The sequence below is a fragment of the Enterococcus sp. 7E2_DIV0204 genome (genome assembly GCF_002140855.1).
Classification (GTDB): domain Bacteria; phylum Bacillota; class Bacilli; order Lactobacillales; family Enterococcaceae; genus Enterococcus_L; species Enterococcus_L lemimoniae.
Map to the genome: position 1 here is coordinate 127,034 of NZ_NGKY01000003.1, position 22,968 is coordinate 150,001.

The 22,968-nt window shown below is 34.4% G+C and carries 24 protein-coding genes and 7 pseudogenes; 5 read left to right on the top strand and 26 right to left on the bottom strand.

The features are described 5' to 3' along the window. Together A5819_RS19955 and A5819_RS19960 are read left to right on the top strand one after the other, a co-directional pair. Window positions 1-241 (top strand): annotated as a pseudogene (locus A5819_RS19955) (hypothetical protein); the annotation flags it as partial. Between the two features lie 139 nt (window positions 242-380). After that, window positions 381-479, top strand: a pseudogene (locus A5819_RS19960) (IS6 family transposase); the annotation flags it as partial. Window positions 480-511: 32 nt separating this feature from the next. On the opposite strand, the gene A5819_RS17600 reads toward A5819_RS19960, so the two are convergent. The 3 genes from A5819_RS17600 to A5819_RS17610 all read right to left on the bottom strand — a co-directional run bounded on the left by A5819_RS17600 (window position 512) and on the right by A5819_RS17610 (window position 3,346). Then, entirely contained in the window at window positions 512-808 is a 297-nt protein-coding gene (locus A5819_RS17600; RefSeq protein WP_086282074.1) for a hypothetical protein, read from the bottom strand. Next, window positions 783-1,766, bottom strand: coding sequence for a DUF916 and DUF3324 domain-containing protein (locus A5819_RS17605; protein WP_086282070.1), 984 nt, complete (start codon window positions 1,764-1,766; stop codon window positions 783-785). Before A5819_RS17605 ends, A5819_RS17600 begins: the two co-directional genes overlap by 26 nt. Window positions 1,767-1,885: 119 nt before the next feature. After that, complete coding sequence (locus tag A5819_RS17610) at window positions 1,886-3,346, bottom strand: DUF4822 domain-containing protein (protein ID WP_217808608.1); 1,461 nt, start codon at window positions 3,344-3,346, stop codon at window positions 1,886-1,888. 341 nt (window positions 3,347-3,687) lie between these two features. Here A5819_RS17610 and A5819_RS20165 point away from each other — a divergent pair. Beyond that, window positions 3,688-3,949 (top strand): annotated as a pseudogene (locus tag A5819_RS20165) (transposase); the annotation flags it as partial. A gap of 240 nt (window positions 3,950-4,189) precedes the next feature. Here A5819_RS20165 and A5819_RS17620 read toward each other — a convergent pair. From A5819_RS17620 to A5819_RS17700, 20 genes and pseudogenes are all read right to left on the bottom strand, one after another. Next, window positions 4,190-4,564: pseudogene (locus A5819_RS17620) on the bottom strand (YetF domain-containing protein); the annotation flags it as partial. 36 nt (window positions 4,565-4,600) lie between these two features. Then, window positions 4,601-5,134, bottom strand: a pseudogene (locus tag A5819_RS17625) (IS3 family transposase); the annotation flags it as partial. 15 nt (window positions 5,135-5,149) lie between these two features. Then, window positions 5,150-5,329 (bottom strand): annotated as a pseudogene (locus A5819_RS20170) (IS3 family transposase); the annotation flags it as partial. Window positions 5,330-5,482: 153 nt separating this feature from the next. Further along, window positions 5,483-5,650: a hypothetical protein gene (locus A5819_RS19405; protein ID WP_176271502.1), complete on the bottom strand. Its 168-nt coding sequence runs from the start codon at window positions 5,648-5,650 to the stop codon at window positions 5,483-5,485. After that, complete coding sequence (locus A5819_RS17635) at window positions 5,647-5,955, bottom strand: helix-turn-helix domain-containing protein (RefSeq protein ID WP_086282062.1); 309 nt, start codon at window positions 5,953-5,955, stop codon at window positions 5,647-5,649. The genes A5819_RS19405 and A5819_RS17635 overlap by 4 nt, the downstream gene beginning before the upstream one ends. A gap of 85 nt (window positions 5,956-6,040) precedes the next feature. After that, window positions 6,041-6,577, bottom strand: coding sequence for an Asp23/Gls24 family envelope stress response protein (locus A5819_RS17640; protein ID WP_086282060.1), 537 nt, complete (start codon window positions 6,575-6,577; stop codon window positions 6,041-6,043). 38 nt (window positions 6,578-6,615) lie between these two features. Next, window positions 6,616-6,813 carry a DUF2273 domain-containing protein gene (locus tag A5819_RS17645; protein ID WP_086282058.1) on the bottom strand — a complete coding sequence of 66 codons (198 nt, stop codon included), beginning with the start codon at window positions 6,811-6,813 and terminating at the stop codon, window positions 6,616-6,618. Window positions 6,814-6,823: 10 nt separating this feature from the next. Then, window positions 6,824-7,375, bottom strand: a complete 552-nt coding sequence (amaP, locus tag A5819_RS17650; protein WP_086353080.1) for an alkaline shock response membrane anchor protein AmaP — start codon at window positions 7,373-7,375, stop codon at window positions 6,824-6,826. A gap of 497 nt (window positions 7,376-7,872) precedes the next feature. Then, entirely contained in the window at window positions 7,873-8,370 is a 498-nt protein-coding gene (locus tag A5819_RS17655; protein ID WP_086282054.1) for a class I SAM-dependent methyltransferase, read from the bottom strand. A gap of 49 nt (window positions 8,371-8,419) precedes the next feature. After that, entirely contained in the window at window positions 8,420-9,073 is a 654-nt protein-coding gene (locus A5819_RS17660; RefSeq protein ID WP_086282052.1) for a hypothetical protein, read from the bottom strand. 39 nt (window positions 9,074-9,112) lie between these two features. Further along, window positions 9,113-9,886: a hypothetical protein gene (locus tag A5819_RS17665; protein WP_176271503.1), complete on the bottom strand. Its 774-nt coding sequence runs from the start codon at window positions 9,884-9,886 to the stop codon at window positions 9,113-9,115. Window positions 9,887-9,923: 37 nt separating this feature from the next. Then, window positions 9,924-10,094: a hypothetical protein gene (locus A5819_RS19410; protein ID WP_176271504.1), complete on the bottom strand. Its 171-nt coding sequence runs from the start codon at window positions 10,092-10,094 to the stop codon at window positions 9,924-9,926. Between the two features lie 34 nt (window positions 10,095-10,128). Next, window positions 10,129-10,641: a hypothetical protein gene (locus A5819_RS17670; protein WP_086282050.1), complete on the bottom strand. Its 513-nt coding sequence runs from the start codon at window positions 10,639-10,641 to the stop codon at window positions 10,129-10,131. A 2-nt stretch (window positions 10,642-10,643) separates the two neighbouring features. Further along, on the bottom strand, window positions 10,644-11,294 hold the full coding sequence (locus A5819_RS17675; RefSeq protein WP_086282048.1) for a hypothetical protein: 651 nt from the start codon (window positions 11,292-11,294) through the stop codon (window positions 10,644-10,646). 15 nt (window positions 11,295-11,309) lie between these two features. Next, window positions 11,310-11,708, bottom strand: coding sequence for a hypothetical protein (locus A5819_RS17680; RefSeq protein ID WP_086282047.1), 399 nt, complete (start codon window positions 11,706-11,708; stop codon window positions 11,310-11,312). A gap of 51 nt (window positions 11,709-11,759) precedes the next feature. Next, window positions 11,760-12,557, bottom strand: coding sequence for a DNA adenine methylase (locus A5819_RS17685; RefSeq protein WP_086282045.1), 798 nt, complete (start codon window positions 12,555-12,557; stop codon window positions 11,760-11,762). Continuing rightward, window positions 12,550-12,783 carry a hypothetical protein gene (locus A5819_RS17690; RefSeq protein WP_086282043.1) on the bottom strand — a complete coding sequence of 78 codons (234 nt, stop codon included), beginning with the start codon at window positions 12,781-12,783 and terminating at the stop codon, window positions 12,550-12,552. The genes A5819_RS17685 and A5819_RS17690 overlap by 8 nt, the downstream gene beginning before the upstream one ends. A 42-nt stretch (window positions 12,784-12,825) precedes the next feature. After that, on the bottom strand, window positions 12,826-12,984 hold the full coding sequence (locus A5819_RS19415; protein ID WP_176271505.1) for a hypothetical protein: 159 nt from the start codon (window positions 12,982-12,984) through the stop codon (window positions 12,826-12,828). After that, window positions 12,953-13,440, bottom strand: a pseudogene (ssb, locus tag A5819_RS17695) (single-stranded DNA-binding protein). Before ssb ends, A5819_RS19415 begins: the two are co-directional and overlap by 32 nt. Before the next feature lie 56 nt (window positions 13,441-13,496). Beyond that, a complete protein-coding gene (locus A5819_RS17700; protein WP_086282041.1) occupies window positions 13,497-13,922 on the bottom strand; it encodes a hypothetical protein in 426 nt (141 codons plus the stop codon). 126 nt (window positions 13,923-14,048) lie between these two features. Here A5819_RS17700 and A5819_RS17705 point away from each other — a divergent pair, with 126 nt between their 5' ends. Both A5819_RS17705 and A5819_RS19545 read left to right on the top strand, forming a co-directional pair. Beyond that, a complete protein-coding gene (locus A5819_RS17705) occupies window positions 14,049-14,285 on the top strand; it encodes a hypothetical protein (RefSeq protein ID WP_086282198.1) in 237 nt (78 codons plus the stop codon). A 109-nt stretch (window positions 14,286-14,394) separates the two neighbouring features. Further along, entirely contained in the window at window positions 14,395-14,715 is a 321-nt protein-coding gene (locus A5819_RS19545; protein WP_254907335.1) for a hypothetical protein, read from the top strand. Here A5819_RS19545 and A5819_RS17715 read toward each other — a convergent pair. From A5819_RS17715 to A5819_RS20175, 3 genes are all read right to left on the bottom strand, one after another. After that, on the bottom strand, window positions 14,639-16,351 hold the full coding sequence (locus tag A5819_RS17715) for an IS1182 family transposase (protein WP_086353081.1): 1,713 nt from the start codon (window positions 16,349-16,351) through the stop codon (window positions 14,639-14,641). The two genes, A5819_RS19545 and A5819_RS17715, sit on opposite strands and share 77 nt — an antisense overlap. A gap of 131 nt (window positions 16,352-16,482) precedes the next feature. Then, entirely contained in the window at window positions 16,483-21,855 is a 5,373-nt protein-coding gene (locus A5819_RS17720) for an SNF2-related protein (RefSeq protein ID WP_086282208.1), read from the bottom strand. Window positions 21,856-22,103: 248 nt separating this feature from the next. After that, complete coding sequence (locus tag A5819_RS20175) at window positions 22,104-22,430, bottom strand: TnpV protein (RefSeq protein ID WP_086282196.1); 327 nt, start codon at window positions 22,428-22,430, stop codon at window positions 22,104-22,106. Window positions 22,431-22,968: the final 538 nt, after the last annotated feature.

Here is a 22,968-nt window from a genome sequence, read left to right on the forward strand (position 1 = left end):
GATTGACATTGGCTTGGCACTCATGGCATTAAATCTAAGAAAAATAGGGAAATATATGGAGAAAAAGACATCTATAATAGAAAAAATAAGCTCAATTTTGACATTAACCATCAAAATCGAGCTTATTTTCTTTCAGAGAGAGGGCTATTGTCCCACTCTCTTTTATTACTCGACTGTAGACTCCAACATAGTAAAAATCCTCCTCAATTTAACGTCCTTCCAACATATCTATTATTTCTAAAGTTCTACATCTTTTGACAGACCTAATTTAGAAAAAAACTAAAACTTTACACCGTAAAATTTTTTTCCACTAATAATTTGTCCCAACATAAGTTGCATCAATCAATAAGAAATACCTGTTCTACGATGAACGAGCTAGAACAATTTATGCACTTCATAAAAACAGCCGAAGAAATGGAAATCTTTTTGGCTTTTTAGTATTAATTGAAATAAAACTATTATTGGGAATTCCCAATTGATTTATGAAATGAGTTAGCGGATTCTTTGTTTATTAAAGCTTTGCAATGGAACCGTATTCATAACAAATTAATTTAGCAGAATACAAAATTATTAAGACGCCAATAGCAATAATAACAAAATTTATTTGTTCGTTTGTTTTTGGGAGTGTAGATTGGGTGGCAGAAATTTTTTTATTAGTCGACGGATCTTCCCGCACTACTTCAACAGTAGCATCACTTACCATAGACTCACTATAGACACTTTTTGAAGAAAAGATCAAAAACATGCCAAAAATAAGTACGATTGTATGAAGGATTAAGGACTTACGATTTTTTTTTGTAAAGAACATATCCTACTCCTCCTAAAACCAGAACAGCCGCAATAATAATCATCCACATTCTATTATTTTCAGAAAAAACTTCTACTCCACCATTGATTGACTGCTCTTCTGCGGAGGAAAGTTTAAATTCACTTTTCCAATACTCATCTATTGCATCAGATTTTGCATCAATTTTTAACACATATTGCCCTGCTTTTAATTTAGCTTCAGTCAAAGATAACTCTGGCGTAAACATGCTGTTTGGTGCTAATTCGATTTCTTTCATTTCACTTTTATAAAGAGGAGTAGCTTGATCTCCTTTTTGGTAAATTGAAAATGTTAGATTCAATCTTCTGACAATATTTGGATTAGGATTTTGAAACGTCATTTCTAACGCTTTATTGACTTTCTCAACGTTAACGGTCAAACCATCATAAGTCAATTTGTACTCGTTATTTTCTTCTGCTACTCTGATGATTATAGGAATATTGTAAGCAAATGAGTTACTAATACCTTCTTTTTTATCCGTTTCTTCTTGTTGACTGACATTTACTGCTCCTAAAATCATACCAAAAAAATCACTAATAGTGTCTTTCAATTGTATTTTGATTGTTTCAGAACTGTTTGGTTCTACTGTCACTTCATTTTTTTCCAACTGAGCTATTTTTGATATTTTATATTTCTGACTGTCACTATACTTGTGCTTATTATCATAACTAATCGTTCCGTCATTTGTTGTCATCCCATCAAACAGAGTTAAGTGAAAGTCTTTGGATTCATCCGATTCATTTACAATTACAAATTCCAAAGTTTGCTCCATTGCTGCAGGTACACTTAAATTGAAATAATCCTTCGTGTCTTTTAGTTGGTTTTCTGGTATAACCGGTGTTACATAAAAACCAGAGCTATCAGCTAATCCTTTTACTGGAAGTAAAAGGAAAAAGACCATGAGAAACAGCAAGCCAATAAACCATTGAATTATTCTCATTTTCTACACTCCCTTCATTAAAAATTTATTGCAATAAGATAATTTTAAAAAACAGGAAAGAAAAAAGAAAAAGCAACTTTTATAAAAAATCTACTAAGTGCTTTTTCTTTGCTTTCGTTTTACACTTTAGGAGTCAATGTCCAAGTAATATTTGCGCCATACACACCTGATCGTAACAAGTTTGTATTGGCTACTGTTAATTGTGGGTTCAAAGTTACTGCTTTTCGTTCATTGCTTCCTTCCTTATAAGCGACCGAAAAGACTTGATGTTCACCATTATCATTCATTGTTACTTTCTCAGCAGTTGTTACAGATTCTTCTTGTGTAGAAGGGGTCAATACAACACCTAAACGATTTAATAAGAAACCCTTGTTTCCAAAAGGACCATCAGATAATTTAGTACGAACATTCCATTCATTTTGCGAAGCTTCTCCAGTGCGTGTATCCATAATATTGATTACTGCTTTTCCAGGTTCGCTTTCTTCAACTAATGTTTGTCTATCTTTTGTATTAATTTTTGAAAAAATAATACTCGCTTCAGTATTTGCATTTTCACTAAATTTAACAGTACCTGAAGTTGTCATACTTTCAACTTCTACTACTGCATTACTATTTGTTAGACCGTCTTGATCTGGCACTTTAACTGCTGGTTGTACAATTAATTCGTTCGTTGGATTAAATGTGAATTCTAAGTCGTGTTCTCCAGTGTAAGGTTCGTGTTCTACAGTCACTGGAATATCTTCACCCTCAGCGTTTTTACCCATTCTGGCATAAGTGAAACGGTTATTATTAAGTTCTGTTAATTCTAATGTTGCCCCATAGCTGTTTGTACCTAATGAGATATGTGTTCTTTCTTTATTTCCATTAATTACATCATAATAACCAAAATCGTTTCTTGATTCACCTTGTGTATTGAAAAATTCATATCTACCTGTTTTGCTTTCGTAGCGAGCTAATCCTAAAAAGCCTTGGTTATATGCAGAAACGTCATTACCATTTGCATCAAGTGCTTTTGTTCCTTGCCATTTCGTTATACTTAAAATTGTTCTACCCGGTTGATCTTTTACAATTTCTCCAGTTTCTTTTGATAATACAGGAGGTTGTGAAGTAAAAGTCAATTCTCCACTGTATGGTACATGTTCAACAAATACATTTCCTTGAGTCCCATCTTTTTGAACACCTGATCTACGATACGTAAACATATCGTTATCCAATCTTACCATGTCAACGACAACGCGGTAGCCAAGCTCTGATAGTAAAATCCTTTTTTTACCATCTTGTGTGACGAAGAAGATTCCTCTATCACCACGGCTTACATTTGTTTGTTTATCAAAAAATTCATAACGATTTGTTGTAGCGTCATATCTTGCTCTACCAATAAATCCACTATTTTGACTTGTTACATCGTTACCCTGAGCATCGTATACATAAGTACCTTCCCAATTTGTTGAACCTAAAAGTTGGTTTGGTTCATAATCTGCAGCCAATGCAGTATTTCCGTTTAATACAAAAATAAACGTAAGCAACATTGCTACAAAAGATAAAGTAAAACGCTGTTTGTTCCTTGTTTTTTTGTTCATAACGTGATTCCCCATTTCTAATTTTTATTTACCCAAATCAATAATTTTCATTGATTTTAGCAATCCAGATGAAAAAAAACTTGTACCTTTTTTACTGATAATTTTTCTCATTTGTTTATCAATTATGTACTCTATATTACCTAATACTGATAAATAGACTATTACTAAAATATAAATTTTTTATAAACTTTGTCATATGTATACGTTTTAAAGTAGCTACTAAATTAAAAGAGAGCCTTATCAGCACTTTTTGTAATGATTCCTTCTAGACCCTATTTCAAATTCCCCTCACTATGTCTGTCGGCACACTAGGGGTTCGCTCAAACAGTACGAATGGGGCATATGATTATGGTAGCGAAATACGGAAAATTATGTACACGACAAATGCCGTTGAAAGTATTTATTCCAGCTCTAAGAAAGTAAATAAAAAAAGCGTTTCCGAATGAGATTGCTCTTTTAAAACTTCTTTATCTGCGAGTGACAGAATTGGAAAAGTAATGAAAAGCTGGTTTTATTCCCAATTGGCCAATGGTCTTAAATCAAATAATGGCGAATGAACAGTTTTCTGAGCGCATCAACACTTGCAGCTTATATATTTCCTAGTCACTGTTGCATCAAAAAAGAACATCAATTTTTTTTTGGTAAGATTTCTTTCTTATACCCTTTTATCCGAAGATTATTTAAGAATGGTTTAATGTTCTTCTTCGTTCTTATATCTGTCAGTTACACACTTTAGTTGACAAACCCATATTTTCTTGTTTTCAAAGTCGTTACAACAAATTTGAAAATAAAAAAATTGATAGCTACAACCTAATGCATCTACCAATTTTTTGTACTTTAATATTACTCGTCCAATTCCAATTGAATGAAATTTATATTAAGTTCCCCATCTAACTTTAATATCATTATGCCTTCTATATTAGGAGTACCATTATCTGCCAATAATCTAGTCAGCTTATTATCTGTCAGTTTAGATCTATTCATCTCTTCTTCACTTACTTTACTATCTGAAATGATTAAATAGTTTTTTTCTGTAGACTCTTTCAAAATAACTGATAAGCTCCCATTTTTCTCAATTGTTCCTACTTCAACTTGTATTATAGATCCTACTCCTTGAGTTCTTAGCATTGAGTATAATTGATCGATTGTTAAACTGGCTACTGTCAAAAAATCTTTAACAATAGAACCCTTTTCCAAGACACGAATGGTTTTACCATCGAGTAATTGATGTGCGCCCTAAAAGTTGTACGTAGATTATCCTGCCAATTGACTGGTGTGAATTCGGTATTGAACCGGACTCATACCAGCCAATTTTGCCTTTATCCGATAATGATTGTAATAATGAATATACTTTGTAACTGCCTGCTTTAATTCCTCGTAACTAGAAAAATGACGTCTATAATACATTTCTTGTTTCATCAATCCAAAGAAATTTTCCATTAAAGCGTTATCCAAACAATTCCCTTTTCGAGACATACTTTGGTATAGTTTTGCTTGTTTCAATTGTCTAACGTAATGCTTATTTTGATAATGCCATCCTTGATCAGAATGGATAGTTGTTCGGAAATCAGTCTTTTTACTTTCTTTAATGACTGTTTCTAAAGGCACCAATACACAATCTAATGTTGGTTTTTGTTGAAATTGATAGGCAATTATTTCTCCATTGAAACCATCAAGAAAAGGACTCAGATAGGCTTTTCTTTTTGTTTTAATTCCTTCGGAATTTAGTTCAATATAGTGGAATTCTGAAATATCTGTAAAGATTTTTTGTTTTGGAACGGAGCTGAAAAAGCGGCGCTTCCCCTAATTTCTAGCTAGGGTTCCCACCAGACCTTTATAGGATCGATAACTTCTTGAACGGCGAGTAAAACTCGTACACACCAATCCGTATTTCTTCATAATTCGTCGGATTTTCTTATGATTGCCTTGATAACCGTTATTCACCAAAGCTAATTTGATTCGACGATAGCCATAATTACGATCATTCTCTTTAAAAAATGGTTTGGATCATTTTTTCTACTGGAGTCATTTTTTTCTAACTTGCTAGGTGTTTTCTCCAATAGTTAAAAGTAGAGCGCGGTAACCCAATCGCTTGTAATACAAGATCTTGACGATACTTTCCAATCAATTCTATGGCTATTCTGGTTTGGACTCGTCGTTTCGCTTCGCCATAATATTCTGTTGGAAAGTCCGTAGCTTTTTTAGATAGTCAACCTCAATTCGTAAAAGTTCAACTTCTCGTTCTAATTCTTTTTCACGGGTGAAGTTCATTGCTTCCTCTTGTTTTTTTGATGGTTTCTTCATTCTTTTTTTAGGTCTCCCTTTTCGATTAGACAGGGCAGTTTGAATTGTCTTGCTGCTTCACCAAAAGAAGCACCTGTCGTTTCTATAAAGTGTAATACATCTCGCTTAAATTCACCAGTATATTTTGTCGGTGAGCGATGCGTTTTGAGCCCTTCTTTACCAAATAATTGATAGGAATGTTTCCAACTGTAAACTAAAGCATTTGATGGTAGTCCGTATTTTTTAGCTAATGCACGTCCGCCTAGAGTACCTTCAAGGTACTCTTTTACTATCTTTAATTTAAATTCTACTTCATAATAGTTCATAAAAAATAACCCCCAAAAATTGTATTTTTCACGTACAACTTTCGGGGGTCACATCATTACGTCCCAAGCTCTTTAATTTGTTAGTTTATTGAACTCTTGACTCTGTTGCATCTTTTGCTTTCGCTACACCGTTATTTGCCATTTTTTTGGCTTTTTCTGTTTGTTCACTTGTGAAATTGCTTACTGATTCTGTTGCATCACTTAATCGATCTTGAACAGTTGTTGAATCTTCTTCATATTGTTCTTTTGATTTTACGTCTGTTACAGTTACATTCACTTCTACTACTTTAAGAGAAGTCATTTTTTCAACTTCTTTTGAAATAACCTCTTTAATTTTTTCATATAATGCTGCGATATCTCTACCGTATTCAGTTACAACATCTAAATCAACTGCCACTTGTTTTTTCCCTACTTCAACATCGATCCCAGTAGTGACGTCTTCCCTATTAACAAGCTTGTTAGCAACGTTTGAGAAAAAACCGCCTTCAACTGTTAATAATCCATCGACTGATTCTAACGCAATCCCAATTATTTTTTGAATCACTTTATCTTCATAAGTAAGTTCACCCTTAATACCATTTACATTTTCTTCTTCTTTTTTAGGTACATTTTTGTTGTCCATATCTTCAAATCCCTTCTTTTAGTTAATTATTTATAGTTTTACTTTCTTTTGTTAGAAAGAAAGATATCTATCCATCCATGCGCAGTAGCATACCATCCCATAAAACCGCCTATAAGAATAAATACGATAATTAGAACTGTTTTAAAAAAACCTAAAGTTAACATCAACAGTGCAATAAACAAACCTGCTAGTGCACCAATAATAGGCCCTCGGTATGTTTCCCATATCTCATTCATGCGTTTCCTCCTATGCCACACGTTTATTATTTTCTGGTCGAGTTTTTTCGAATTTAATTTTGATTGAAATTTTTACATCAGGTCCAATCAAATCGTGTAGTTGAGTTTCTAAATTTTTACTCCATTGATCAGTTTTACCATATAAATCTGAAACTATTTGAAAATCACCTTTAACTTTTATCTTTATCTTTCTTTGACTCATTGTTGCTTTCACATTTGGATTTTTCATCAATTTCTCTGCTGTCAATGTCTCTGCAACAACTCCTTCAACCGCCTTTTTGCTAATTCGTAAAGCACCATCTGTTTTTTTGAATTTAAATTGACTAAATTTCTTTGGATAAAATATTGTAACAAACATTAGAGCAATTAAAACGATGAAGATACTACCTGCAAGATAGAATGTGATCTCAGGGATCCAATTCCCAACTAATGGATACTCATCTAGATTTAATAAGTAAAATGGTATAGATACATATTTTTGATTAGATACTATCACTGAAAAACACAGGTACATAAATAATAAAAGAAAAATAGCAATAATTGTTTTTTTTAGTTTACTCAAAGTTAACCTCCTCTAAGTTATTGTTTTAGTCTACATCTACCTACTAAAATAACAATAATTTTCTATTTCTGTCAAAAGGTATGCTTATAAGTAACCAGTTGATTGACGGAAACAATACGCAAAAACAGAGTTCAATAATAATAATTATAAAAGTGATTTCTAACTTTAAGACTATATTTTTAATGACTAAAACATCTGTTTTTGAGCAACTTATAATTAAGCTGACCTGATTCAACAAACTATTATGAATACTAATCAGTCGCATATATAAATTAAAAAAAGTGATCTCGCTGCAGCTGTGCAAAATCACTTTTTTCTACTTACTAATTTGATATAAAATAGATCATTCTTTTTTGCCAAAAACCAATGTTTTTGGCATAGCTATTTTCTTACACTTATTCTTGACTTAAAGAAAGTGATCACGTAGCTGCTGCTGAAGATATTTTTTTACCTATACTCAAATTTTACACGAAAGAGAAAAAACAAAAGGATCATTTCTAGGTGATCCCTTCAGTTTCTGACTCCATTTTCATAAAGACCATCCAATGTGTTCTTGTTCCTTTTGCGGTCTTTGTCACTTTTTGTAGGAATATAGGACGATATGGAATACACTTTAGAATCTCAGCTGGTGCATACTGTACATCATTCCATTTAAAAACCAGTGTACCAAAAGGTTTTAGAACCCTCATTGCTTTGTCAAATCCTTTTGCTATGTCTTGTTGCCAAGTATCTTTATTTAAAACTCCATACTTTTTCCTTAACCATGAATCTTCACCTGCATATGAAACGTGTGGCGGATCAAACACTACTAAATGATAGCTATTATCTTCAAACGGAAGATCACGAAAATCGGCTACCGTCGTTGGATTTACATCTACTGCGTGATCTGAAAATTGTTCAAAATAAACTCTATTATCAACAAATTCGACGTTTGGATTTTCTTTATCATAATGAAACATTCTACCACCACAGCACATATCTAATATTGGTTTCATTCCTTTTCACCTCTCTCAAAAACCGTCGTTAATTTGCGGTTTCCTTCAGTTAAAGTATCTTTTCAAGTTTTTTAACTACTAAATCCATGTTACCTTTATATAAATTTCGTTCATTTTCTATTCCATCAATTACTCGAGTGGATTTCCCTTTTTGAACAAAATCAAAATAATCACACATCCTAGCTCCATTTCTTGTTATTGCTACAGCATATACATTTTCCGGGTATGAATTAGACGTAGTAGAATAAAACAAATCAAATCGAATAATGTCATATAGCGCATCCGCAATTGCTTTAAGTATATCTATACTACCCTGATACTCTTTAACAATTGCAACAACATTGATATACAAGCTATTTCTACGGTATGATTTATTTACTCCGTCATAAGTGACCCGTAAATCAGATAAACTAAGACCAACTGAATGATAATGATCATCCTTCAACAGGATATGCGCATTAGGCTTTAATAGATAACAATTTACATAAGCAACTGGATAGTTATTAACATATACTAAACGAGTTAGGTCTCCGTAATTCAAAAAATCCAACGCAAATTCCTTTTCGTTTTCCTCTGGAAAATATGACCAGTTCTCTTTATCGGTTTTTCTTACAACTTTGTAAACATCTTTTAAAAAATGAGAATCCATCAAGTACACTGGTCTGACTATACTTATTTTCCTCATCAGCTTAGGTTGAATCATGTTCTATCTCCTCTTTCCTTTTCATCCCATAAACGGTCATTAATTAGCTATTTCCTTTAGTTGATTCTCTAGCTGCTTAATTTTCAACCAAGCATCTCTTTTCTGCCGTTTTTCTTCTCTACAGTCTTTTTTGATTAGTACCACATCTTCCTTCAAATATTTGAGTTCTTGAGACAATACTGAAAGCACTAATTCCTTGTAATCTTCGCTTACACTAGAATCGATTAAAAGGCTCAAGAATTTATTTTTGTCTTCAGCATAAGTTTCCAACATGAAATCGACTAGAAAATCACTTTTTCCTTTGGCTGTTCTTTTCAGTATTTCTTTCATCAACGTCTCTGTATTATAAATTGACAGTCCTTTTTCAATTTGTTTTGCTTTGAAGACCTCTCGATTCATCGAAGTTACTAGGTTTCTGAAGAGAACTTCTTCATTAACTATCAATTCTTTCTGCCTGATTGGTTTTTTCTTTGCTGTAATATTCCCTTTGCTATAGGTTAATACTCCTATATGTTTAGGAATGTCAGCTATGACAACCTCATATAGTTCTACCGGAAGAACAAAATAATTGAAATGTCCCAAAAATGTTAGTTTATTTTTAGAATAAAAATCTTGCTTACTTACTTTAATTTCATAAAATCTCCAGATTTTTTCATATCCTTTTGAACGATTGCCCCTCATTTCAACAGATAAGGTATCTACAATACCTTCATTACCTGGCATCGTTACTTCATCTACAGCTATATGTCCCAAATCATAACAGTAATCATACAGCGCTTTTTCAATGTTTTTAGTAAGGCTTGTCTTGCTCACTAATTGCCACCTTCTTTCTTGTCAAAAAAACCGTCGTTTAAAGTTCTTCACCAAATAAAAGCAAATCTAACATTTTCCAAAAGAGAACAATTACAGCAATAATTGAAACATAGTTCATATTTATCTTATCCAATACATGAAATGGCCAAGCAATTATTTGATTTAAACATCCAATACTTTTCTGTAAGAAATTTAGAAACGTAATCACTATTTTTCCCCTTTCCAAGAATCATTTTTATAGTTTATTGAGATACAACCTCATCTTTTCTTCCCCATCTGACTTTAACGATAGGTTTTTTCTTCACCTTTTTGTTGCAGATATCTATTATTGTCTGATAGCTAACAAAAAGGTCCTTTGCTGCTTTTCTGGCACTTGCCCAAGAATCAATGACAGATCCATCTTCGCTTAGCAGCTCAACAGCTTGGCTTCGTGACTTCGGACCCGTTTTTTTGCCATGCTGCTTCTTTGAGCGGAGTGTCAGATTATGCATACCATTTTCAGTAAGCACAGATATCTTCCTTATTACTAAGAACCCCTCTGGAATCTCACCTTTAAACGTCTCCCATATAATTCGATTAAAGCAATATTCCCTAGAAACATTATTGATTGTCAATTTGATGTTGTACGTATTTCCTTTTACATAGCCTTTTAGTTCTTTAATTCTACCGGTCTTTAGTTGCCTGTATATATGACCGTCCCACGTCGCAAAGTATTTATCTTCATATCCTGGAATCCATTTTCTATTCATCTGCATGCTTACTCCTCCTCTTTTGGAAGAACTAACAACCTATTGTACTCAAGTTTAAATAGAAGGCTCTCATCAATACACTTTTGCCAATTAAGTTTGTTATCATTCTCAATGATCCTACCTTGGTCTAAGCGAAAAGTTCCGTATTCTATCCTTGAAAAAATCAAATTTTTCAGTTGATTTCCCAACTCAGGCATCAGCTTCGTTAGTGTGATCGAAAGCTCACTGTTATTTTTCGGAAAATGCAGTTCTTTGATCGTTTTTAGCAATAGACAGACCTTTGCTTGATTCTCATTCTTGGAAATAACAACAAAATCTTCTAATACGGCTTCTCTTAATTCACTCAACTGGGTATCTAAATAGAAATAGGTAGCTCCTTTTGATAACGTTAGGTCATAAAAATTGTCATGCCAGTTGGTTTGACTTCTAAACACACCATATGCAATTGTGTAGATATTTGATTCATCATTATTCACTTTTAGAAAAGCTTGATCAGCGTCTTCATCTAAATAATTGATTTCTTCTGCACTTATTAAAATTGTATGACCTTCAGAAAATGCCCACAAGGCATACTGCATACCAATTTCTTTGTCAGGGTTTTGATTCTGTAGTCGTTCTCTATCACGACAGCTTTCACACTCACATTTATCTTCATGCATATCTTGTCAGTCCTTTCATGACTTTTTTAGAATATTTCTTTTTGATTGAAAAGCCTTTATACAAACTAATTTGAACTTATTGAGTTTCGTAAAAGATTTTCTAATAAGCCACGATAAAATGAGTATACTAACCAAAAAACCTAAAATATATGCGGAGCAAGCAGTAAGGATAACTAACAATATTCCACCTTTAACAACATATCCTAAAAGACTTATTCCAGCACCAATAAACAAAACTAGTAGAATAAGAATTATCACTGTGCTTCCACCTTCTGTGTAATCACCTTTGATTGCACCATCCATAAAAAAGGAACTAATTAGTTGAATTGGATATAGCACTGCTGCTAATACAAAATTAACCACCAATTTAATGAACAAGCCTACACTTGTAAACAATTCATTTAAAATAAACATCTTTCATTCCTCCCTAGATTTTCTTAATACCTGCGCTCGAAGATTTTTCATCTAAAAAAGTGCCATTTGTTTCGTTGGTTCATAATTCATCCAAAGAACTTCTGTGCGGGTGCCTTTTTTGGGAATAACAGTTCCCACTTTAGTGCTTCTAGTTACAACAGACCAATCTTTTAATGCATCCGCATAGAGATCACTTTCATATCCTGATAAAATTACTTGTCCCTTATAATTTAGTAACGCCTGTAGTAGTTCTTCATGATCTTGGACACTATATTCATGATCATAATGGCTAATAACAAACTCTGATTTTATATACGGCGGATCACAATACAAGAGAGTATCTGCATCATTCATTTCACTAATCAAGGTAATAGCATCTTTATTTTCTATTTGTGCATCCTTCAAGCGAGCTGCTGCGTAACCAATACGGTTGTAAAGGTCTGTCCACTCATAAGTATTGTATGGACCATTAAACGAAACGTTCCGTTTAAATCCAGGCGTTCCACAAACCTTGCCTCCTACTGCAAACCATAATCGGACAAGCATTCTTCTTGCATCTTCTAAAGGCTTTTCTGAAATGTTGAATGATAAATTGAATTCTTCTCGAGAATACGGAGTGTGATAAATTAGATACTGAAGTTTCTCCGGATCATTTCTCATCACACGATACATATTGATCAGTCGTCCATTTGTATCGTTAATTGTTTCTAAAACATCTTTTTCTTTATTAAAAAAAACAGCACCCGATCCAAAATATGGTTCTAAATAAGCCTTGTGACTTGGAAAATGCCTGATAATAATATCAGACAATTCCCATTTGCTCCCTGGATAACTTAACAGCCTATTCATAAAGAGCACGCTCTACTTTTTTTCGTTCAGTTACGTCGATCTTGTTATAATCACTAGATACTTTTTCTCTGATTTCTTTTTGAACCTCTGGGTCAATCAACTCATGCGAAAATAAAGTCCTTTTAATCTTTGATTCAATATACTCATGCATGGCGCTAATATTACTGGAGATATAAATACTAGTGTATGCACTAAAAATTACTTTTTCCTGATCTGTCACATTCATCAAACCTTTCTATTTTAAAAAAAGGAACCTTCCTAATTCCTTCTACTTTGGATTAAAACCTCTTGGGTCCAAGCCATCTATAGATGGTTGAAAACTCTTATTCTTGTCTTTTAAATTTTTAGCTACTTCTAATATTGCTTCTGGATCTGGTTTACCTCTATGTGTTTCTTCAAAAGGGTAAGTCATCATCTGAAATATCAATTGTCGCTCCGTTGCCACTGAACGAATCAACATTTTTATCAAAGTTTTGTTGTTCATAATCAGTTGGTTGAGTATTTGCATTGTTAAATTGCGTTTGATTATAATGATTATTCTCAGTAGCTCTTTGTTCTGAAGTAGAACGAGACTCTAACAATTGGAAAGTGTCGCATACAACTTCTGTTACATATACACGTTGCCCTTGTTGATTTTGATAATTTCTAGTTTGAATTCGTCCTGTAATTCCGAGCAACGTTCCTTTTCTTGCATAGGTAGCTACTGTTTCTGCCGGCTTTTTCCAAATAACACAGTTAATAAAATCAGCTTCACGTTTTCCACTCTGATTTGTAAAGTTCCTATTTACGCGAGGGTAAAAGTTGCGACTGCATCTCCTCCCTGTGTATAACGCAAATCAGGGTCTTTTGTCAGCCGTCCAACTAATACAACATTATTAATCATTCAAGTTCTCTCCTTTTTGAAAGAGTAGCCGAGACTACCCTTTCCATTTTTTATTGTTACAGCGGAATACTTTGTAGATCGTTTTCATCAAGAACATAGCCAATATCCGTATATAGATTTACAACTGGAGCAATAATCCACGTATCAGGATTCCATGAAGGTAAATTGTCTAATCCACAATCACTCATCATGGATAATACTTTTGCAAGCTCAAAATGCTGCTGAACTAAACGATCTTTCATTTGTTTTACTGTATATTGAATCTCAACTTCTTTGGTCATATCAAAATCGATATTATGTTGTTCAATCACATAAGCAATACTTTTTAATAGTTGTACATCGTTTTCGCTTTTTACTGGAAAAGATCGAATCCACCCTTTAAAATAGGCAAAAAATAGCGCTAATTCATTTTTGACTGCTGTTGTTTTTTGTGTTGCAACGTACATCTTTTTGAGTTCTCGCTTTCTTTCTTTTGTAATCATACGTCCATTCCTCTCTTTGATTCCTTAACAATATTATACCATACTTAGTATATTATTTATAGTATATTTGACGATTTTAACATAAAAAAGTATACTATGTTAAGAATATTGAAAAGAGGCATTCCCATGAAAAACTTGGATAAACAGAACGTTCAAGAATACTTGCAACGCTACACAGTTGATAAAACTGAAGGTGCTAAAATCACAGGACAGTCTCAAGGAGGATTTGATCAATCTGTAAAACTTGGTTTAATCATCCCCTTCTTTGAAATCAAACATGGACAACGTGCAACAATACGCTTATATCATATTGAGGATTTAAAAGAGTATGCAAAAACAAAAAGACAAATAAACAAAAAATAAGAACCCACAATCGTGAGTTCTTTTTTCTTTTTAGTAATAACGTACTGTATTTTACATATCCATACGCATATGTTAGAATGACTTAAATTTAATCATAGGAGACTAGGATATGACGGAAAAGCAATACTCCTCAGAAGAAGTAGATCAACTACTCTTTTCACTTATGACACAGAACAGAAAAGAGTTTCAGACCTGGCTAAAGGAAAATCTATTAACGAAACATGAAGTATTAGAGTATACAGATCAATCTGAACATGGATTAAAGCAATCCGTTCGTGAACATTGGTTTGCACCCTTTTTCTCAAAAGGAGAAGGACGGGGAAAGATTAATCTCTTTTTAAAAAGTGAAGCAATTAGCTACGGTAAACACAAAAGAAAAAACGTATTGAAAGGAGAGTGGGACAATAGCCCTCTCTCTGAAAGAAAATAAGCTCGATTTTGATGGTTAATGTCAAAATTGAGCTTATTTTTTCTATTATAGATGTCTTTTTCTCCATATATTTCCCTATTTTTCTTAGATTTAATGCCATGAGTGCCAAGCCAATGTCAATCTTTGCTCCTTGTTTCCCTCTTAAGTGGAAACGATGGAACGCCAATTGAGCCTTTAGATGGCCAAACACTGGTTCGACATCGATTTTTCGTTTTCGATAAATCGAACCGGTTTTTTCCTCTAAAAGCTTCTTCTTACATTCTGCTTTGAAGTAACGCCAGGTATTATTCACTAAAATTTGTCGCTTCCGATCGCCTTTTGCTTTCGTACATTGACTACGAACGGGGCAGCTTCGACAATTTTCACATTCGTAAATTTTGAAGTCACGTACAAATCCAGTCTTATCTTTTCTTCGGCTATATTGTTTGAAGGTTACTGCCCGATGGGCAGGGCAAATGTATGTATCTTCTTTTTCAAGATAGCGCCAGTTTTCAACGATAAAAGGGTTGGCTCTGTAGTTCTTTTTCTTTTCTTTATGATAACTCCCATAGGTAATCAGGGGCGTTTTATGCAAAATGTCGCTGATATACATATAATTTTCTTCACTACCATAACCGGCATCCGCCACAATATATTCAGGTAATTCATTGTGTTGCTCTAAAAAGCTGTCTAAGAACGGATTTAAGGTTTTTGTGTCTGTTGGATTTGGGAATAGATCATAAGCCAAGACATACTGATTTTCTGTTGCGATTTGTAAATTGTAGCCTGGCTTTAGCTGACCATTGCGCATGTAGTCGTCTTTCATTCGCATAAAAGTGGCATCTGTATCTGTTTTAGAAAAGCTGTTTCGTTCTTGAAACAGTTGGTTGTAGGCTTCATATTTTTGTTTTCTCGGTAGGTAATCTGCTTGGATTTTTCGCAGATATTTTCTATAGGTTCTACTTTTTCTCTTTAATTGACTTTGTTTTTCTTTTTGCTTTTCATTGGGCAATTGCGCCTCTACTTCATGAAGTTCAGCCTCTAAATGATTCGCAGCTTCTTCCAGTTGGTCACTTGTCAATCCGTCGGATTGGTTTTCTTCTTTCAAGCATGGGAGGACTTCTTCTTGATAAAGCGTTTGATAGAATATCTCTGATTTTTCATCTAATAATTTTTCATAACGTGTCGTTGCTTTACGCCAAACAAAGCTGAACTTGTTGGCATCTGCTTCTATTTTGGTTCCATCAATAAAAATGGCTTCATTATCGATGATTTGATGGGTAATCAGTTGACGCCGAAACAAAACAAAAGCTTCAGCTAGGAGCTGGGCAGTCGTTTTGTGACTTCTGAATCGATTAATGGTTCGATAACTCACCTGTTCATGATTAGCTAACCAACGCATACGATAGCTATCCTCTAAGAGAAACTCAATTCTTCGACCAGAAAATACTCGTTGGGTATACGCGTATAAAATGATTTTTAACATCATCTTAGGGTGATAGGCCGGTCGGCCTAATTGTTGTTCCAGCTGATTGAAAAGTGTGTGTGGGATTGCTTCAATCAGAGCATTAACCGCAAAAGCGACATCTGTTTCTGGAATATATTGTTCCATATCTAGTGGTAAAATCGTTTGGTTGATGGTATAATTTTTAAACATAAAGCACGCTCCTTTTTCGATTGGGTTTCGTCACTTTAATCTTACAGGTTGGCGTGCTTTTTGTGTACCCTAAAATCAAAAAAAGTGGGGCAATAATCAGATTTTTTCCTGATTATTGTCCCACACTCTTTTTATAGGCTTTTTTCCGCTTGTTTAATGATTTTTGGTGCTTGTCTCAACGTATCTAATTCAATTTGTTTCGTCACTTGCCGCTGCCTTGCTACTTTTTCATTTAATTCTTCTTGTTTTGAAAAAGGCTTCTCAACCTCTAGCTTGGCTTGCTGAATCTGTTTTTCAGTTTCAGTTATTTCTTTTGTCGTTAGATCGACCAATTCTTCCACACGGGTTGGTAAATGAACTAGACGTGCAATGTTTCCAATGCCCGTTTGTGGAGTAAAGGTCGTGACATAGTCTTTATTCCCTGAAAGGATCAAACGATCCTCTACATAATCATTTCGTTGAACTCTAACCTTCAATCCACGATACTCACCACAATCTGTTTCAACGCCACTAGGAGCTAACTGTACAATGGCATTAATCTCTTCAAAAGCAGATTTGCGTTCTTCAAAGACTTTTCCTTTGATTGTAATTGAAAATGGCTCTTCTGGATTGTTGGCAAGAACAGCTAAATCTTTTGTATGCATTGATAACTCATTGTTCAGCTTTGCTAACTTATTCGGATAGGTGATTCGAATATCATTGTCTAACTTACTGCGTTGACTATCCCACCGTGAACGTAATAATTGTAGACGGGTCACTTCATTATCGATTGTCATTTTTTCTGCTAACAATGGATTCTCAGTGGCTACGGCTTTCACTTCACTAGCACTCAATACAGTTTCATCGAGATCCTCACATGAACGAGAAATACTCTTACCTGTCATTACTTGAGAAATATAGGTTAGTTTTTGTTCTTGAATTTGCCATAAATAGCTGTCAAACGTCCCTTTCGTAATATACCGAAAAATTTCTACTTCTTTGTTTTCATTTCCTTGTCGCAAAATTCTACCTTCACGTTGCGTTAAATCAGAAGGTTTCCACGGACAGTCTATATGGTGTGCTGCAATTAATTTGTGCTGCACATTTGTACCTGTACCTAATTTTTGTGTACTTCCTAACAGTACTCGTATTTCGCCAGATTTCATTTTTTCAAACAGAGCATCACGTTGTGCATCTGTTTTGGCATCGTGAATAAATGCTATTTCATTTTCTGGTATTCCTTTTTCCCTCAGCTGATCTTTAATCTCATCATAAACATTAAACATATCTTTTTTTGGTGTTCCAGCATCTGAAAAAATCATTTGAGTGGATCGATTTTCTTTTGTTCTTTCCCATATTGCATAAACACGATCACAACATAAACTAATTTTCGACTCTGGATCACGTGGCTGAGTATCATCAATTAATCGGCTGTCAATGGCCATAAGTTTGGCTTCATGTGTCAATTTCAACATATTATCAATATGTGGATCAACACTTCCAGTGCGAATCTTTTCAGATCGAATAACAAAATCATCCATCATATTATTCTGAAAAGGACTTTTCTCTGCTACAACTGTTTGAACGTTTCCCGTCTTCAGTTCTGGTACAGGTAGATTTAACATATCTGCAGTTTGTATATCCGCCACAAGGTTAAAGGTCTTCATCAATTCTGGAAGATTATGAAATTTCTTAAATCGATCCCTGATCCGATAGCCACTTGCTTCAGGCGTAATTTCTAGGGAAGAGACAACCTGGCCAAACGTCGACGCCCAGGCATCAAAATTCGTCAATCCTCTTCTTAGTAATTCTTCCGGCTGTAAGAAATGCTGCATCACATACATCTCACTCATAGAGTTCGATATTGGTGTTCCTGTCGCAAAGACAACATTTTTTCCTTCATGCTTTTCTTGGATATATCGGACTTTATCCAACATATCTGTCGCACGTTGACTATTAGATTTCCCTACTCCAGCAACATTCGTCATCTTGGTATAAACAAACAAGTTTTTATAAGCGTGCGCTTCATCTACAAATAGAAAATCTACTCCTAACTGTTCAAACGTTAATAAATCGTCTTTCTTCTCTTGATTCTTAAGCTTATCTAATTTATTTTTTAATGTTTCTCTATATTTTTCAATTTGCTTCACTGTAAAGGACTTATCATCAGCGGCTTTCGCTTCCATAACAGCTTTTAAAGTTTCCGAAAGTTGCGCATTAAGATTCGCTATTTGTCGTTCTTTACTCAAAGGAATACGTTCAAACTGACTATGTCCAATGATAATTGCATCATAATCGCCTGTCGCAATTTTTGATACAAATGCATTTCGATTTGTCTTTTCAAAATCTTTTTTCGTTGTAACCAATACTTTTGCGGACGGATAAAAAGTTAAAATTTCTTTCCCCCATTGCTCCGTCAAATGGTTAGGAACCACATACAATGGTTTATGGATTAAGTTATTCTGCTTGAGATACATTCCAGCAGATAACATGGCTGCTGTCTTTCCGGCACCTACTTCATGTGCCATTAAAGCTTTACCGGAATATAGAATACGAGCGATCACATTTTTTTGATGTTCCCGTAGTTCCATTTTTAAATTCATGTCATCAAATATAAGGTTTCTTCCATCATACGATCGAGGAACAATGGTATTGAATTTCTCATTGTAAATAGACACTAGCGTTGTTCGTCGCTCAGTATCAGAAAATAGCCATTCATGAAAAAGTGATTCAATCTCTTCTTGTTTTTCTCTCGCTAGCATTGTTTCTTCCGGATTTAATATATACTTATATTTTCCTAAATCAGGATCATAAACCTGGTCAGTCACTTTTGCTTTTTGAAGATTTAATGAGTTTTCAATTAATTCATAAGCATTCTTACGTCCAGTTCCATATGTTTGTGTCAGCAGTACCTCTGTGCTACTCCGAAAATAGCCATGTATCTTCCATGAAGAATTAAAAGTCACTTTCTCAATATATACATTCTTAATACCTGTTCCTTGTATATTTTCAGGAACTTCTAACAATTCATAGAGAAACTGATTGTAGTATTCTGTTGGAATCCAAGTAGAACCTATCTGAAAATCAATATCCCCTGCTTGCAACGGTTCAGGTTGTGCTTGTTCTAACGCAGCTACATTCTGTTTATATCGTTCCTTTTGGACTGGATCTTCTGCTCGCTCATATGCAATTTTAGCGACTGATAACTTTTCTTTCACTTCCCCAGTCAAATAGTCATCAGCTGATTCCCAAGCATTGAAATAGCCTAATGACTCAATTTTTCTAGGGTTTAAAAATACGCTGTTCCCTAACTCAGCTAAGATCTCCTCTTTGTCTTTGTTAGGGTAAATCCGCTGAATATAATCGAAATCTACTTTCCCCTGTTTCGCTAAAGACAGCTGTAACCCTTTAGCAGCAGAATCCACTGACGTAATCTCTAAAGTTGGTCGAATTGTTGCTTTAAAAAAAATATCCTGCTTCACATACGTATTATCTTTTTCTTTCTCTACTGACATCAACAAAGGAAACTGATCATCTATCCGTAAGTCTCTCATATTTTGTTTATCATTAAAATTCCCGAAAGAAGATACAAAAGAATCATACGTTGTATTTAGGTTGCGTAGCGCTACATTCAATTCTGATTCTTCGTATTTTCTCTGTTGAATAGCGATTACTTCGTTTAATGCTTCTTTAACTGCAATCATCTTCGAAATTTTATTCTTTTTTCTTCCCTTTGGAATAACATCAAAATCATTTTCCCGTCTGTGATAAACAATCGATTGTCCAACTTTCAAGAAAGAATAACTACGGCTATTATCTGGTAACGTTATTTCTTCAGGTGATAAAACCATTTCTGGTTTTCTTGCTGCTATCATTTTTGTTGTATAATCTGCTTTCGTTTGTTTAAATTCTTTTACTTCAAATTTTTCTTTAAAATGACGACTTAATTGCACACGTAACGGTACTTCTGTAGGTAAAACATCCAACGTCTGACCATGAAAATTTTTGATTGAAATGGTTCCTAAAATAGCTTCAGGGTGTTCTATGAAATAATTATTCATAAATAGTCCATCGTAATCAGAGTGTTTTGAAGAAGTGACCCAACTCGGCATTTCCGTTACTTCAGTCATTTCTTTTAGAGATTTTTTTTGAAAAATTAGGATATCTGAAATAACTTCCGTTCCCGCTGTTTGTTTGAACGCTGTTTTTGGCAAACGAACAGCGCCAATCAAATTTGCTCGTTTCGCAAGATATTCACGTGCTTTACTGTTTTTCTTATCTAACGTTGAGCTTGACGTGATTACCATCATGACACCATTTTCTTTGAGTGAATCTACAGACTTGGCTAGAAAGTAATCATGTATACGAAAATTAAAAGAATCGTATTTCTTATCACGAACTGAAATATCATTAAACGGAACATTTCCCACAACAAGATCCACTTTCTCTGCCAATTCAACAGATTCATAGCCTGTTGCATGAATCTGCGCTTCAGGAAATAGCTGTTTTGCTATCTTGCTAGTAATAGGATCAATTTCAATCCCAATTTTATGCATTCTTTGTAAGTTATCAGGTAAATTCATGAAGAAATTACCTGTTCCCATGCCTGCATCTAAAACAGTCTTAGTTGAAAAATCACCAATCATTCCAAGTGCTGTATACATTTCTTGAATAACTTCGTTTGGTGTATAAAAAGCAGTTAAAACAGACTTACGAGCATCTAAATAGTCATTTTCTGGTAGTAGCTCCTTTAAAGTCGTAAATGCTTCATGCCAGGAAGTATTTCGTTCATCAAATGCTTCTTGAAGGCCGCCCCAACCACTATATCTTGCGAGAATTGCCTGTTGTTCACGTGTAGCTTGTTGATTGTCACGCTCTAATTCATTGACTAAACGAATTGCTTGAATGTTGTCCTGAAACTTCTCACGTTTCTTGTCGCTATACTGGTTATGTGACTCATTAGAATTGTAGTAATTTCTTCTAGCATTCACGTTTTCTCGTTCTTGCGTTTCAATTGGAATAGTAGGTATGCTGGATTCTTCTACAAAATCAAATAAAGAGAGTTCTTCTGATTCAGAGCTAGAACTAGTCTCTTTTTTTAGTGGAAGCTTCTCAAGCCTATTACTAATATCCTCCCATTTGAAAAAGAACTCTTTTTGATTATTCAATGTGATAATGCTAAGCCCTTTTTTTGAAAAAAGAACTTTTCCATTCACTTTTTTTGAGAAGGCTTCCTGTTCAAAAACGAGTTTATTTATTGTACTTTCACGATTAACGCTTCTTAATTCAGCAATCGGTAAGCTTGAAGACAGTTCTACTAATACATCTTCTAAATCTTGCCTACTAAGCATTTTTTCTCTCAAGAATCGCTCAAAATACTCTTTTTTCTGATCATTCGTAAAATAATCATCATTGGTGATCAAGTTTCCAATTTCTTTTTCGATCACTTTCCAAGAAAAAACTTTTGGTTCGTTACTGACATAATAAATGGAAATTCCTTTACGATCATACATTACTGTAGGCATATCCGAGGACCCATAGCCACCTACACCGTACTCTTCTCTTAATAAAGAAGCACGATCACTTGTACTTACTTGACGATCATAAAATTCTCGTATTCTATATTTTCCATCGACAATATTCGATCCTCTTCTCAAGACTTGTTTAAATATATCTTCCACATAGTTTTGTGATAGTTGATCTGTTGTTTCTACTGAAGCAGAAAGAGGAGAAGATCCAGTCTCCTGGTTCTTCTCCCCCTGTGATTTGATTATTAATTGTTCAGATTTTGAATCATGTGTTCCCTCACTACTTCTCTCACTTGACTGATCAACACTTGTAGGTGTTTCTCTCTTTGCAGTGGATTCGCTTCGCTCGGGTACGGATACTTCTTGAGTGCTTCTTTCGTCAAATGAATTTCTTCCTCTATCGCTTTGTCCTCCGCTCTGTGAAGATAATTCATCAGTTCGCCTTCCATCATCAGTGTTACGTGAAGAAAGGATTGATTCTCCTCTAGATAAAGGTTGGCCATCTTCCCGTAGTCCCCTAGTGGACGATCGTCCTGTTTGTCGTTCGAGAATTGAATGTTCTGTTTGTTCATGTTTTTCTTCCTCCTTTTTGATAATGGCTGTTTTTATTTCTACTAAATGATTCACTAAGCGTTGGGAAACATTGGATACAACAGTCCCTATGACATTTAATTCCATCCCAATGACCGAAGGGGCTATAGCTTTATAAAAATAAGGATCAGTCGGTTGATTTAAAGAAGGCAAAGCTGATCCAATCGAATAAGCAATAGATTCTTCTATAAACACTAGATTCTTCTCTATTATGCCAGAAGGATCTTGATCCACATAGTACGAAACCCCATAATCTATTAATTCAGCCAAAGCTGTATCAAGTACTGCATCCGTTAATTCTACATTGAATGTTTCCTGATACATCTGGCGAATAGTTTCTACATTGTACTTATCAGAATCAAAAACATTAGTAGCAAGAGTTGGCTGCCCTTGAATTTCTGATACATCATATACTTGAGTTGCTTGATAGGAATCATCCTTTTTGATAAATAGTGTGATCCCTGAAGCATCCTCTTTGAGTGTTCGCCCTTGTTTCATCCATTCTTGAACAGTCTGCAC

Coding starts and splice junctions, on each gene's coding strand:
- A5819_RS17705 (WP_086282198.1), top strand. CDS start 14,049: ATGAAAAACTTGGATAAACAGAACGTTCAAGAATACTTGCAACGCTAC.
- A5819_RS17645 (WP_086282058.1), bottom strand. CDS start 6,813: ATGAATGAGATATGGGAAACATACCGAGGGCCTATTATTGGTGCACTA.
- A5819_RS17715 (WP_086353081.1), bottom strand. CDS start 16,351: ATGTTTAAAAATTATACCATCAACCAAACGATTTTACCACTAGATATG.
- A5819_RS17720 (WP_086282208.1), bottom strand. CDS start 21,855: ATGCCTACAGTAATGTATGATCGTAAAGGAATTTCCATTTATTATGTC.
- A5819_RS17680 (WP_086282047.1), bottom strand. CDS start 11,708: ATGTTTATTTTAAATGAATTGTTTACAAGTGTAGGCTTGTTCATTAAA.
- A5819_RS17685 (WP_086282045.1), bottom strand. CDS start 12,557: ATGAATAGGCTGTTAAGTTATCCAGGGAGCAAATGGGAATTGTCTGAT.
- A5819_RS20175 (WP_086282196.1), bottom strand. CDS start 22,430: ATGAACAAACAGAACATTCAATTCTCGAACGACAAACAGGACGATCGT.
- A5819_RS17675 (WP_086282048.1), bottom strand. CDS start 11,294: ATGCATGAAGATAAATGTGAGTGTGAAAGCTGTCGTGATAGAGAACGA.
- A5819_RS17635 (WP_086282062.1), bottom strand. CDS start 5,955: ATGAACTATTATGAAGTAGAATTTAAATTAAAGATAGTAAAAGAGTAC.
- A5819_RS17655 (WP_086282054.1), bottom strand. CDS start 8,370: ATGAAACCAATATTAGATATGTGCTGTGGTGGTAGAATGTTTCATTAT.
- A5819_RS19545 (WP_254907335.1), top strand. CDS start 14,395: ATGACGGAAAAGCAATACTCCTCAGAAGAAGTAGATCAACTACTCTTT.
- A5819_RS17700 (WP_086282041.1), bottom strand. CDS start 13,922: ATGATTACAAAAGAAAGAAAGCGAGAACTCAAAAAGATGTACGTTGCA.
- A5819_RS17660 (WP_086282052.1), bottom strand. CDS start 9,073: ATGATTCAACCTAAGCTGATGAGGAAAATAAGTATAGTCAGACCAGTG.
- A5819_RS17605 (WP_086282070.1), bottom strand. CDS start 1,766: ATGAGAATAATTCAATGGTTTATTGGCTTGCTGTTTCTCATGGTCTTT.
- A5819_RS17690 (WP_086282043.1), bottom strand. CDS start 12,783: ATGAATGTGACAGATCAGGAAAAAGTAATTTTTAGTGCATACACTAGT.
- A5819_RS17640 (WP_086282060.1), bottom strand. CDS start 6,577: ATGGACAACAAAAATGTACCTAAAAAAGAAGAAGAAAATGTAAATGGT.
- A5819_RS17610 (WP_217808608.1), bottom strand. CDS start 3,346: ATGAACAAAAAAACAAGGAACAAACAGCGTTTTACTTTATCTTTTGTA.
- A5819_RS17600 (WP_086282074.1), bottom strand. CDS start 808: ATGTTCTTTACAAAAAAAAATCGTAAGTCCTTAATCCTTCATACAATC.
- A5819_RS17670 (WP_086282050.1), bottom strand. CDS start 10,641: ATGCAGATGAATAGAAAATGGATTCCAGGATATGAAGATAAATACTTT.
- A5819_RS19405 (WP_176271502.1), bottom strand. CDS start 5,650: ATGAAGAAACCATCAAAAAAACAAGAGGAAGCAATGAACTTCACCCGT.